We start from the raw sequence: 13,030 nt of genomic DNA, 5'->3' as shown, positions 1-13,030 counted from the left end.
TAGTAAGTTGCGAGTAAATCGATGTTAATAGGAAAAGTTGCTAGGTTAATTTTTGGTAAATACAATGTTATGTATCTGATGGCAATAAAACAACGAATAAAGAGGATTTCGGGAAAGCCAAACATATACAGTTATAGTTTTGATTTAAACCGTTCTATTTTTATTCATGTTCCTAAAACAGCAGGAACATCAATATGTCATTCTTTGTATGGTAACATTTCTTGGCCTTGGCATTTCAATGCCAGACAGTGTAGATTGATTGATAAAAAAGCCTTTGATAGTTATCTAAAGTTTACGTTTGTTAGGGATCCATTTGAAAGGCTTGTATCTACATATAACTATGCACAGACTCATGCAAAAAATAACCCTAACTCATCAATAAACTTCATTTTAAGTTATAATAATTTTGATGAATTTGTTTTAGATTGGGTTAATAAAAAGAATATAAACACACATTATTTTTTCAATACACAGCTTTCCTATATAACAGATGAAAAAGGAATTATTATAATTGATAAGGTTTTTCGATTTGAAAGTATAAATCATGATTTTAAGTTACTATCGGAGATGGTAGATATTAAATCTGAATTAAAAGAAAGAAACATATCAAAACATACCATTGCAAAAAAATTCACACAGGAAGCTATAGATAGGGTATATGAGGTTTATTTAGACGATTATGATGCATTTGGATACGAAAAATATAAAAACTAATGATATAACGGTATCTATTTCTACTTTTGAAGATAGGATCGATGACGCAATTAAATTGTCTGATGAGTTCATAAAGTTAGGGTTTCGATGCATTATCATACATCAATTAGGAAGTAAAGATAGAGAATCATATAGAATGTATAATGATATCTCTAATATATATACCATTGAAAGTACTGGTGTAGGCTATAGTAGAAATGAAGGAATAAAGCAGTGTAGTAGTAAATATATTTGGTTCATGGATGATGATGTTAAAATAATTCCAAACAAAATGAGATTATTACTAAAAAAACTAGACTGCAATTTTGATATAATTACTATGCGTATTTTGAATGAGCAATTAGAGTTGCGTAAAAATTACCCTAACGAAGGAGAAATAAAAAATAAACGTGCAATATTAAATGTAGGCACAATCGAGATTTTAGCAAAAACGGAATTTATTAAAGATAAAAACCTGCTTTTCGAGAAAAATATAGGAGCAGGAAGTCGATTCCCCATCGGTGATGAAGCTATATTCCTGAGTAGAGCTCTTGATTCTAAAGCTATAATTAGACATATAGCAGTAGCTACGCTTGTACATCCGGAAGAATCAAGTGGAAACATCTTGAATAAAATGAACTTTATATCACGGGGACTTATGTTGCGTAAAGTGTATGGTCGTGTTCTTTCGTTACCTATAATATTGTATATTGCTGTAAAAATGAAGAGTAATCAAAGAAGTATCTGTATTAATATATCAGATCTTCTAAAAGGATATTTTTCTAATGAAAAATAAAGAAAAGATTGCGATAGCTCTTTTAGTAATTAATATGTTTATTATATCATCTCCGATAATTAAGCATTTTTTAAGTAGCTATAATACTATATTTATAGCCAATCTTCTGCTATCATTGCTCTTGCTTTCATGGAATCATAAGTTTAATAAATTAAACTTAACAGTGTTATGCTTTTCGATATTATCAATGATAAGCTTTATTGGCCTCTCAGTATTCTGGGAAGAATGGAATTTATTACATTATCCAAAGTATTTTATTCTGGGTTTGATTGCTGTTTCATTTTTAAATGAAATTCAAGAGAGATATTTGGCGGAGATAGCCACCAAAATAATAATTTTAAATCTAATTTTTTGTATAATTGGATTTTTTTATTACTCTATTGGTGGGCAGTCAATATATGATTTTGAAATAGCAGGTGGGAGAAAGTTATATTTGTATCTGACGACATTTAATATAACAAATTATTCGTCATTTATACGACCGTCAGGCATCTATGATGAACCAGGTGCTTTATCTTTCTATTGTTGCTTTATAGTATACCTTAGAGAGAGATTTTTAATGAAGAGAAGTGTTTCTCTTATAGTACTAGTTTTGGGTTTAATTTCTTTAAGCTTGGCACATGTTTTATTTTTTATTCTTGTTTTAATATCATTTTATTTTAAGCGTTCAATGAAATTTAACAAAAAACAGTTGCGTATAACCATTTTTGTTATGTTAGCTGTTTTATTGTTAGTCCCGTTGATGGGTAGTGAATTGGAAAATGCTATTAATTTCTTGTTCAATAGAACGACCAGTGGCTTAACTAACGATGGCCGCTATAGTATTATGTTAAGAACAATAGAAACTATTCGTTCTGAAAATATATCTTTGCTACTATTTGGCGTCAATCCAGACTGCCTTATAAACTATCATAATTGTATTTCTACTTATGGTAAAGTTGGAGAGAATCCTTTAACAATGATTTTGTTCTCGGGGTTATTTGGTTCTTGGTCTTTTTATTTGGTCATAGTTTGGTCTTTAATCTTGGCAATCATATTCCCTAGTAAACATGTAATAACATTTTCTATGTTATTGCTTTTTCTTCAAAGGCCATACCAATATGAAATGACATATAGTTTGATATTTTCTATCATAGTTATAAACCTTATTAAGGACTCGTTATTTAATAATTATTCACATAATACTATATTGAAACGTACATGAATATACTTTCTATATAATATGCTAGTTATTAAATTTAATACGATGTATGTAATATCATTGTTTAGTAAGTAATTTCATTATTTTTCATTGTACTCAATACTTAAAAAAAGTTAATATAATGGTGTTATTCATGGGTAATTTATCAGTTTCCGTTATAATCACAACAAAGAATAGAAAGGATTTTGTTGTAAGAGCTATAAAATCAGTTTTTAATCAGACATTGCTGCCGAAGGAAGTTATATTAGTAGATGATGGCTCAGATTCTGCGCATGTGTTATCAGATTCTGACATCTATAATATGAAAAAAAGTTACGGGTTAGATATTTCTATTATATATCTGAAGAATCTAGTATCAAAAGGAGGTAATTACTCAAGAAATTTAGGTGTTACTAATTCTACTGGTGATATAATCATGTTTTTAGATGACGATGATGCATGGTCAAATGAGAAAGTAGCAACCCAAGCTGGTATTTTACAACAAGACGTAGAGAACAAGATAGGTTTGGTTTATACAGGTAAGAAGTTTGTCAATTCTATTGATCTAGATAAGGTAACACGTAAAAGTATCGAAGGTAAAATGTCAAATATTTGGTCCGGTAATTTTCCTGGTTCTACATCTGGTGTTGCTCTAAGGAGAAAAATATTCGATCTTGTTGGTGGTTTTGATGAAAAATTAAATACCTTGCAAGATTACGATCTTTGGATAAGGGTAATTAATGAATCTAGAGCCGTATGGGATAAAAAATTCAATTTGATCTATACAATCCATAATAGCACTAATACCCAAGTATCTACTAATGCACTTAAGCATATTAAATCGATTTTGCGTATACAAGAAAAATACAAGAATGAAGTAAATAACTTAGATATTCTAGTTCGAAGAAAATTCTTATCACGTTTAAATCACACAATAGCTAGAGCATATCGAAGAAATAACGATCCTAGATTTTTTAAGTATTATTTAAAGTCTTTATTTCTATATCCGACGTTACGAACTCTCGTGTTAGTGATATACTATTAGAACTTTTTATCGGAACAATTAACGCAATAGATTAATTTAGGTTTTATTATGGCAATAGATAAGGTAAAAATTAGCACAATATCTAAGTATATGATCTCACCAATTGAAAATTACTTGAATATAGATAGTGTTGCAGCCGAAGGTAAAGAGAAGTTTGAAAATTATATATATAGGATGAAATCTTCTAATTACAGAGGTGATTCCGATCCAAGCATAGACACTTTACTCAAAAATATATCAGAAGCGATTAAACGCTCTATTGGGGATAAACGGGTACTCTTGTTACTTAGTGATGGTAAGGATTCTATGTCGCTTGCAGTAGCTCTAGCTAATTTAAACATAAAATGTGAGACATTAACACTACTCCGAACTGATGATATTGAGCTTAAAAGCTTTGTTGAGGAAAAAGCATACGAACTGGGTCATACACCGCACTTTATTGATAGTAATACAATACTCGATTCATTTGATATTAACTATTTTCTAGACGCATGTTCAAAAATGAATCAACCTGTAATGGATCAAGGTTTTATCTATTTTCTGTTTGGATTGAAAACGTTTTTTGAAAAAAAATCGCTTAATGTTGATGAATATGTTGTATTAGATGGGCTAGGAAATGATGAAACTTTCGGTTATATTCCTTCGAGCACTCAATTAAAATCTTACTATTTATCAAGGTTTGGACTTTGGAAGCTTATTCCGAAACATTTAAATTTTTTAAAGTGGTTTTTGCGTTCACCAGCTGAATCTCATGGAGACTTATCCGCATTGGGTTGCGTGTTTAAATTTCCTTATTCATTTAATATTAATAAGTATTTTTCTTTGATCTCGAACTCAAATGATCCGGAAAATATTATTGATTTTAGAGCTTATAGTCGTGGATCGTTTCACGATCATCAATGTATGATGGCCAAAGCTAGCATTTCTTGCGAACAAATTGGTACTTCTGTCGAATTTCCTTGGTTAGATAAACAATTGGCTGAATATACTTTTAACCTGCCAGTCAGAAGTAAGTATGATTTTAGAAAATTGGAAAACAAATTATTATTACGTCAACTTTTGGTAAATAATATTTCTTGGTCACAATCAAAACGCGGTGTTGATCTTTATTTTGACTTGGATTATGAATTGTTTTTGGATAATACTCTCGGATCGATGATTTCTACTGCACACAGAGATGAATTAACTACGTCTAAGCTTCCTAATTATGTAAAAAAACGAGCAGCATTAGAATTAGTTAATCTTTATGGGTATTGTTTGTCGAAAGGAATGAAACAGAAAGAAATAAACGATTTAATCGGTTAAAAATACTTAAGCTGAATAGTTTGTGATTTCTATAATTTATTCTAATTAGAAATGTTTATTTTTATGATCATGTCACCAGTTTTTCATATTATATAGATTGACTAAGATGCGTTTATAATTTGATATAAGTTATGGAGATACTCCTAGCTAGAAAAATCATTCAATGATTTTTATTGTATTAATTTTTGTAAATATAGTGATTTCGGGATTAAGTTTATATGTCGACCATATCCGTGTTAATGTCTCTCTATCAAAAAGAGTCTGAAATTTTTCTTGAAGAATGCTTAGTCAGCTTAGAGAAGCAAACTCGTTTGGCTGATGAGGTCGTAATTGTGTTTGATGGATTTATTCCAGATAATTTAGAAAGTTTGGTCTTTCGGTTTAAAAATAAACTTAATATTAAAGTGATTAAGTTGACGGAGAATGTTGGTTTAGGTCGCGCACTTAATGAGGGCCTTGCTGCCTGTGGGGGAGACATAGTCGCCCGTATAGATACTGATGATTATTGCTACCCAAAAAGATTAGAGCTCCAAGAAAGATATCTAATGAATAATCCGAAAGTTGGTATAGTTGGTTCATTTGCGAAACTAGTTGACTTTCAAGGTGATTTTCAAGGTATTCGTTCGAATCCAACAACTAATGATCAGATATATAAAGAACTGTGGTGCTGTCCATTGTTGCACCCTAGTGTTATGTACCGAAAAAACATTATCACTGCTGTTGGTGGGTACAATTCAAGGTTAAAGAGACGTCAGGACTACGAACTCTGGTTTAGAGTCGCAAAAATCGGCGCAATCTTTCATAATATTGATAAGCCACTAATTGCTTATCGTTATGATAGAGAAACGAATAAAAGACAAAGCCCGAAAATTGCGTTTCAACAGGGAATTATTGGATTCAAAGGCTCTATGGCATTGAAATTGGGAATAATAAAGTCACTTTTGTGTTTTTATCCATTCTTCCGATCTTTTCTACCTAGTGCTTTGCAGCACAAGTTGTACTTTTTAATGAAAAAGTTCGATCCAAGAGATTAGTTCGGAAGCTAAGACGATATTGATTAGCAATTTCGTCTATTACTTATTTAATGGCGTCACCAGAGCCTTTTCCCGTTGCCGTCATAATAATGTATTTGAAATAGTCAGCGACTGTCATACTAGCGAGCATAGATTCGTCTGTTTTAGCCAGTAACTCAGGCGTCGACATATCGATATTATTCACTTGTGCCAGCCCTGTAACTCCTGGTAGGGCGTTATAAACCCCTCTTGATTCTCTCTCTTGAATGAGTTCTTCTTGAGTCATTAAATTTGGTCGGGGGCCAACTAGACTCATTTCTCCTTTAAGCACGTTTATCAATTGTGGAAGTTCGTCTAGCTTGGTTTTTCTGAGAAACTGTCCAAATCGTGTAATCGAAGAGCTACTCGCAAGATGACTTGCTACAGATTGAGTATCAACACTCATAGTACGAAACTTTATAAGTGTGAATGGCTTTTTATTTTGGCCCATTCTTGTTTGCCTAAAAATAGGCGAGCCAGTGTCAAAGTAACCGGCAATTGTGACGATCACTAAAACAGGAAAGAGAAAAATCAATCCGAAAAATGAGAATAGGAAATCACATACTCTTGTCATAATTTAGTCTCTTTTAAGTTTTGCATATTTTGTTCTAAGGATAGTGGTGCAGTCCAGTTTAATACATCTCGAAGTTTGCTTGACTGAACTTCTAAGTCCTCAAATAATTGTGAGTACATTGTTGGCCGTTTGATAATCTTAAATAGGATATTTGCTACTATGCCGGGCAAAGGAAATTGAATTGGGTTTTTGCCAAGCCCTTTGGCAATGGCGTTGGTGAATTCCCGTGTCGAAATACTTGGTCCTTCATTTGCTAGGAAGACTTCTCCTGCTGCTTTTGAGTGATTGGCACAGGTTATAATTAAATCAATCAAGTTATCTCGAGAAATAAAGCTTCGCCTGTTATTACTCAAACCAAATGGCAGTATTGGTAATTTTTGAATCAATTTCTGCAAGATTAAAAAGTTACCTGTAGCTCCCTCTCCATAGACTAGAGGTGGGCGTATAATCACAAGTTCCATCTCCGAGTCAGCAAGAAGCTTTTTAAGTCCGAGTTCGGCGTTAAGCTTGGACTTAGCGTAGTCGTTTTGCGGGTTTGTGATTGACTCTTCGTCAAACGAACCAGTTTGTCCCATAACCGCAATAGTACTGACAAAAATAAAACGTCTGACACCTTTATTTGCTGCATCTTCAGCAAGTTTCAATGTAGCCAGATGATTAATCTTATTGTAATCGTCTTGGGAGGAACCCTGTTTTGAGGCAATTCCTGCAAGGTGAACTACGACATTTACTCCGTGTAAGTATTCGCTCCAAACAGTATTGGGAGTGATATCGCCTGTAGCTTTGGTGTTTGGTAGACCAGATTCTTTTCTAACAGTCCCAACTGCTTGATCTGAGAGCCTTGTCATCAATGCGGAGCCAACAAAACCATTGGCGCCAGTTATTAAGTATTTGTTCAAATTAGTCTCTATAATTTATTGCTCGGTGATTGGTTGGTCTAGTTAGTTGCTTTGTGTTGTTTTAACTTCCAAACAAGGTCTTCAATTTCATCTGTTGGATTAAACTGAGTGGGCGCATCGAGTAATATTTGACGAATGGCTTTATGGTCAAAATCATGACACGCAGCATCCAGTTTTCCTATTAAAACATCAAACTCCACTAATTCTAGACAATCTTCATTTGCAGCCATAATTCGGCTGTGAGCTGTCTTTTGAACATTCTCACCAATAAGAAGTTCTTCATACAATTTTTCGCCGGGACGTAATCCGGAGTATTGTATTTCAACGTCACCATGAGGTGCTTCGTCTGTTTTCACCTCTAGACCTGATAAATTTATGAGATTTCTGGCTAGATCTACAATTCGCACCGGCTCTCCCATATCCAGAACAAATACATCACCACCTTTACCCATGGCACCAGCCTGAATAACCAGTTGAGCTGCTTCCGGTATAGTCATGAAGTAGCGGATAATATCTGGGTGTGTGACGGTGATTGGTCCACCTGCTGCAATTTGCTTTTTAAACAGTGGTATCACTGAGCCAGAAGAACCGAGCACGTTACCAAATCTCACCATACAGAAGCGCGTATTATGATCTTTCTCTGCGGCCAGTGCTTGCAGTGATAGTTCTGCCATTCTTTTACTGGCGCCCATCACGTTGGTAGGTCTTACTGCTTTGTCTGTAGAGATGAGTACAAACGATTCTACGTTTGCCTCGATGGCTGCTTTAGCCGTGTAATATGTGCCGTAGACATTGTTTCTTATGCCTTCAACTACGTTGTATTCAACCAAGGGAACATGCTTGTAGGCTGCTGCGTGATAAACTGTTTGCACGTTGAACGTTTTCATTACCATCGTTAAGCGGTTAGAGCGCTGAACAGAGCCTAAAAGTGGAACAATGTCTATTTCAATACCATTTTCTTTGCAAATAGCGTTAAGTTCTCTGTCAATCTGATAGAGGCCAAACTCAGAAAGTTCATATAGAAGAAGAGACTTAGGTTGCTGTGTGATTATTTGACGACATAGCTCAGACCCAATAGAGCCTCCGGCACCGGTTACCATGACTATTTTATCTTTAATGTTTGATTCCATAAGAGCTTGTTGAGGCTCAACGGGATCACGACCAAGTAGATCTTCAATCGCAACATCTTTTAATTCATCAATCTTTGCTTTACCTGAGACAATATCGCCCATATCAGGGATGGTTAACACTTCAGCGGAGAGATGTACTAAGTCATCTAGAATCGCTTTTCTTCGGGCTCTGGATGCGCTTGGAATCGCGAGTAAGATTTGTTGCACATTATGGCGATCTATTTGTTTCTCAACTTGTTCAATTTTAAGAACTTTTAGACCCATTAGGACTGTGTTTTCAAGGGTTTTGTCTTGGTCGATAAACCCAACAACTTTATGTGTTTCAGAAGAACGCAAAGCTAGGGAAAGTTGTCTACCCGCAGAACCTGCACCATAAATGAGTACATTTTTTCTTGTTTTAGAGAAAGACTGGCTCACCAAAACGCGAACAATTAGTCTTATTCCACCGCACGATAGTGCTAAAAATGCGCCGTAAATGATGGGTACCGATCTGGGTACATCTGAGTTGAGATAATAAGCGAGTAGAGCGATAGACACTGTCGATATTATTGTGCCGATACTGACAACGTATAATGCGTGGAACGTTAGGTATCGGAGCACTGCTCGGTACAAACCAAGTTTGGTAAATGCAAAAATGGTAATAATTATTGTACCGAGTAATACATAAGGATTGTCGTACTTTGGCAGCCACATTAAATCACCTAGGCGAGCCCAGTGCGCGGCGTAGTACGAAAAAATGATGAAGAAAGAGTCAATAATAACGCTAATGATTCGTTTAGAGACTCGTGGCAAATTCCATATGTATTTGAGTTTGAACATTGTGTACAACTTTTGACAATCCAAAGGGTATTCTATCGACTAAATTTGATTGTGTCTGCAAGGCTTTGTCCAATTATAGAGCAACTAGGCAGATTAAAATCAATTTTATACAAATAGGTGTTTATGAGAGTAAAACATTGATTTAGTAAATGATTGATGAAGTAACGGTTAACCTTTTTGATGTTAACCGTTACTTGAGTTTTTGATAGGTTAAAATGAGCAGTGTTTATGCAACAAAGCTTGAATTGGATGCGCCAAATCTAATACCCCATCAACCTCAAAAGATTCTCAGCCGTCTCTATCGCTTCTTTTCTGTTCGCAATATTCAACTTTTGATACAAATTACGAATGTGCGTCTTAATCGTAGTTCCTGCCACATCCAATTCCTGGGCGATCTGCTCGTTACTAAAGCCAGAGTAAATCAAGTTCAGTACCTGCCACTCACGTTGGGTGAGGGGGCTGGTGCGGATCAGCTCTGGGATGTTGGGGTGGTTGACTAGTTGGTTTACGAACTCTTCGTCGAAGTGTACGGCGCGGCTGCGTTGTTTGTTGCCGATTTCTTTTAGCAGTTGCAGTGCGCGGTGACGCTCTAGGTCGCCTAGGTGTCCTTTATTCACTAGTTTTTCTAGAAGCTTGTTGATGGTGGCGCCGTCGACGATGAAGTTGCCTAACATACCGGTTTGGTTGGTCATGCTGAGTGCGGTTTTCAGTTTCTCGCTGGCGGTGACTTCGTTGTCCAGTTTGATGTTTAGAACGGTCTCTACAATCAGGTTGCGGTTAATGTCGGTGACCAGACCATGGGTGTTTGCTTGCTCTTGTAAGAAGGCGATGGTGTCTTGGGCTTCTTCTAGCATGTCGCAGGCAATTTGTGCGCGTGCGATGTTGCGAAGCTGCAGTTGGTTAAAGTGGTTGGTCGCGTCCGTTGGCGTTTCAGTTTGAATGAGCCAGTTGTGGATCGCAGTGACGTCTTTGCTGGCTTGCCAGTAAAGGATTTGTGAGAAGGATGCGTTAGCAGACCAATCGATGTGATAGTTTGATTCTGCTAGCAATGCTTCGATGTTCTTGACGAAACGACCTGCTTTGTCGAGCTCACCTCGACCCATGGCCACTCGAACTAGCATAGAGTAGCTGTGTAGGTGACCACTTGGTTGGTTTGCTAGTACATCAATGCCTTTATAAGCCGAAAGCTCGGCATTATCTAGACGGTTCCAACACCATTGTATTTGCGCGCGTGTTCTAAGTAGATGCTCGTGTAGCGGTACTTGCTGGAAGTGGTGTTCTTCTATTAGCTTGAATGCTTGGTCTTGAAGCTCATAGGCCGCTTGAATATACCCTTGTGCAATCAATATTTCGCTCTGCTGGATCAGCGCCCACAGTACGTGATGGAACACTTGGTACTGACGAGCGAGCTTTTCAGTTTGCTGCATCATAGGCAAGGCACGATCTAATCGACCCAACACATGGTTGACTTCACCAATAACAGACGTGCCTACGATGCGACTTCTAAAGTCGTTGTTGTCGATTTGGCTAAGGGCCAATTCCGCTAAACGAAGCGCTTCTTCTGGTTTGCCTTGGTTAATGGCAACCTGAGCCCTTAACGCTCTTACCTGGCCTTGCTCTTTAATAGACAGTGGAATGTTGCGTTTATCAAGCTCTAATTTTGCTTCAGCTAGTAGGTCGCCAACGGTATTAAATCGGTGCTGGCTTTGCGCAAGCCAGGCTCTTAGTAGCGGTAGCTTTGCGGTTTTGTATAGCTGATCGGTATCGAGCTCTGCGATGGCTTTTTCTAATGTGGTGAGCTCGCCGCTGTTAAACATCTTCCAGCCGTGTTCTTGCATGATGCTCGCACACAGCTCTGAGTCTTTGGCGCGCTGTGCGTGTACTAGCGCTTGAGTAGGGCGGTCGTGTTTTAGCCATGACTGCGCCGCTGCCGTTTGCAGTGTCACCTCTTGTTGGGGCAGGTAGGTATGGCGCTGATGAGTCAAAAACTCACTGAACAAGTTGTGGAAGCGATACCAGTTGTTCTCGCTCGATGCGGTACTTAGGAATAGCCCATACTTATTCATATTTTCTAGCATGCTGAGGGCATCTTCGCGGCCAGTCACATCAATGATCAATTGATCACTAAAGTTGTCGAGTACCGAACACTGCATTAAGAATTCTTTGGTGTTGGCATCAACGAAGTCAAATACCTCTTCGGCAAGGTAGTCCCATAAGTGGGTGTGATTAAATTCACTGATGTTTTGCAAAGATTGTTGAAGAGGCTTGTTTTGTTGCAGTGCTTGTACCGCAATTAACTGCATCGCAGAAGGCCAGCCTTCTGCGTAAGTGCGCAGGTCATCAGCGATGGTTTCGTCAATCTCTTCCTTCATACGCATACTAAAGAAACGTGTGGTCTCTTCTTTATCAAACGCTAATAAATCGTCATCAATTTCGATCATCAGATCGCGGACACGAAGGTTTGCGGTGCCCAGTGGCGGGTTAGAGCGACTGGTGACGACGACGGTAAGATTGTCCGGCATGTGCTTGATAAAGAAGCGCATCGCCTCGTGGATCTCTTCATTGTTAATGTAGTGATAATCATCAAGCACTAAATAAGTTTCGTGCACGTTGTTGGTTAACTCGCCAAAGATCTCACCGAACAGAGTGTGCAGGGAAGAGTATTGTCTCTTCTCTATTAACGCCTGAGAGTTAGTACATGCATTATCTGTCGCCTTATTCAGCGCCTGAATGAAGTAGTTAATAAAGCGGTAACTGTCGTTGTCACTTTCGTCTAGGTTGTACCAACCTACGTGAGCCTTATCTGACAGCCATTGCGCCGCCATTGTGGTCTTTCCATAACCTGCTGGAGAGCGAAGTAATACTAACTTATAAAAAGGTGCTTGCTGGAGTAAATCCAAAACACGAGGACGTACGATAGCGTTGTGAAGGCGTCCAGGGCGAGTCAGTTTTGATGGGATCCACATGGTTACTTACCTATTTGTTCTTTATTAGTTCCCCGATAAAAGCGCTCGGGGATGACGTTGTTGGCTATCCAGTATCTTAGTGAGTGCGAAACTTAAACCTTGGCACTCTCTAAGATCCTGAATTGAGTTCAGGATGACGCGTGTGCGTTATTGTGTGCATCACTACGTCTTAAAACGTACTCGTTATGTTGGAAGCCATGTAATGGCTATCCAGTATCTTAGTGAGTGCGAAATTCAAACTTTGGCACTTTCTAAGATCCTGAATCGAGTTCAGGATGACGCGTGTGCGTTATTGTGTGCATCATTATGTCTTAAAACGTACTCGTTATGTTGGAAGCCATGTAATGGCTATCCAGTATCTTAGTGGGTGCGAAATTCAAAGCTTTGCACTTTCTAAGATCCTGAATCGAGTTCAGGATGACGCGTGTGCGTTATTGTGTGCATCATTATGTCTTAAAACGCACTTGTCATGCTGGAAGTCATGTAATGGCTATCCAGTATCTTAGAGAGTGCGAAACTTAAACCTTGGCACTTTCTAAGGTCCTGAATCGAGTTCAGGATGACGCGTGTG

Annotated in this window: 10 protein-coding genes; 6 read left to right on the top strand and 4 right to left on the bottom strand. The window is 37.4% G+C overall.

Annotated elements, in window-relative coordinates; translation table 11 throughout:
- Positions 1–21 precede the first annotated feature (21 nt).
- From A6E01_RS17265 to A6E01_RS17240, 6 genes are all read left to right on the top strand, one after another.
- Positions 22–714, top strand: coding sequence for a sulfotransferase family 2 domain-containing protein (locus A6E01_RS17265; RefSeq protein ID WP_065210833.1), 693 nt, complete (start codon positions 22–24; stop codon positions 712–714).
- Positions 689–1,489 (top strand): glycosyltransferase family A protein, encoded by an 801-nt coding sequence (locus A6E01_RS17260; RefSeq protein ID WP_167714332.1) that lies wholly within the window; start codon positions 689–691, stop codon positions 1,487–1,489. The genes A6E01_RS17265 and A6E01_RS17260 overlap by 26 nt, the downstream gene beginning before the upstream one ends.
- Positions 1,479–2,693, top strand: a complete 1,215-nt coding sequence (locus A6E01_RS17255) for a hypothetical protein (RefSeq protein ID WP_065210831.1) — start codon at positions 1,479–1,481, stop codon at positions 2,691–2,693. The genes A6E01_RS17260 and A6E01_RS17255 overlap by 11 nt, the downstream gene beginning before the upstream one ends.
- Before the next feature lie 130 nt (positions 2,694–2,823).
- The gene (locus A6E01_RS17250; RefSeq protein ID WP_065210830.1) at positions 2,824–3,714 is read left to right on the top strand and encodes a glycosyltransferase family 2 protein; all 891 of its coding nucleotides are present in this window, start codon (positions 2,824–2,826) and stop codon (positions 3,712–3,714) included.
- A gap of 48 nt (positions 3,715–3,762) precedes the next feature.
- Positions 3,763–5,019, top strand: a complete 1,257-nt coding sequence (locus tag A6E01_RS17245) for an asparagine synthase-related protein (protein ID WP_065210829.1) — start codon at positions 3,763–3,765, stop codon at positions 5,017–5,019.
- A 218-nt stretch (positions 5,020–5,237) separates the two neighbouring features.
- Positions 5,238–6,053: a glycosyltransferase gene (locus tag A6E01_RS17240; protein ID WP_082961400.1), complete on the top strand. Its 816-nt coding sequence runs from the start codon at positions 5,238–5,240 to the stop codon at positions 6,051–6,053.
- 43 nt (positions 6,054–6,096) lie between these two features.
- Here the strand turns inward: A6E01_RS17240 and A6E01_RS17235 are convergent, their stop codons facing one another.
- The 4 genes from A6E01_RS17235 to malT form a co-directional block, all read right to left on the bottom strand.
- Positions 6,097–6,645 carry a sugar transferase gene (locus tag A6E01_RS17235; RefSeq protein WP_065210828.1) on the bottom strand — a complete coding sequence of 183 codons (549 nt, stop codon included), beginning with the start codon at positions 6,643–6,645 and terminating at the stop codon, positions 6,097–6,099.
- Positions 6,642–7,544 (bottom strand): NAD-dependent epimerase/dehydratase family protein, encoded by a 903-nt coding sequence (locus A6E01_RS17230; RefSeq protein ID WP_082961399.1) that lies wholly within the window; start codon positions 7,542–7,544, stop codon positions 6,642–6,644. Before A6E01_RS17230 ends, A6E01_RS17235 begins: the two co-directional genes overlap by 4 nt.
- A 38-nt stretch (positions 7,545–7,582) precedes the next feature.
- The gene (locus A6E01_RS17225) at positions 7,583–9,493 is read right to left on the bottom strand and encodes a polysaccharide biosynthesis protein (protein ID WP_206191630.1); all 1,911 of its coding nucleotides are present in this window, start codon (positions 9,491–9,493) and stop codon (positions 7,583–7,585) included.
- 260 nt (positions 9,494–9,753) lie between these two features.
- Positions 9,754–12,459 (bottom strand): HTH-type transcriptional regulator MalT, encoded by a 2,706-nt coding sequence (gene malT / locus A6E01_RS17220; protein ID WP_065210827.1) that lies wholly within the window; start codon positions 12,457–12,459, stop codon positions 9,754–9,756.
- Positions 12,460–13,030 lie beyond the last annotated feature (571 nt).

Origin of the sequence: Vibrio breoganii (assembly GCF_001677275.1) — a bacterium.
Lineage (GTDB): Bacteria > Pseudomonadota > Gammaproteobacteria > Enterobacterales > Vibrionaceae > Vibrio > Vibrio breoganii.
This window is presented reverse-complemented; position numbering and strand designations above follow the sequence as displayed.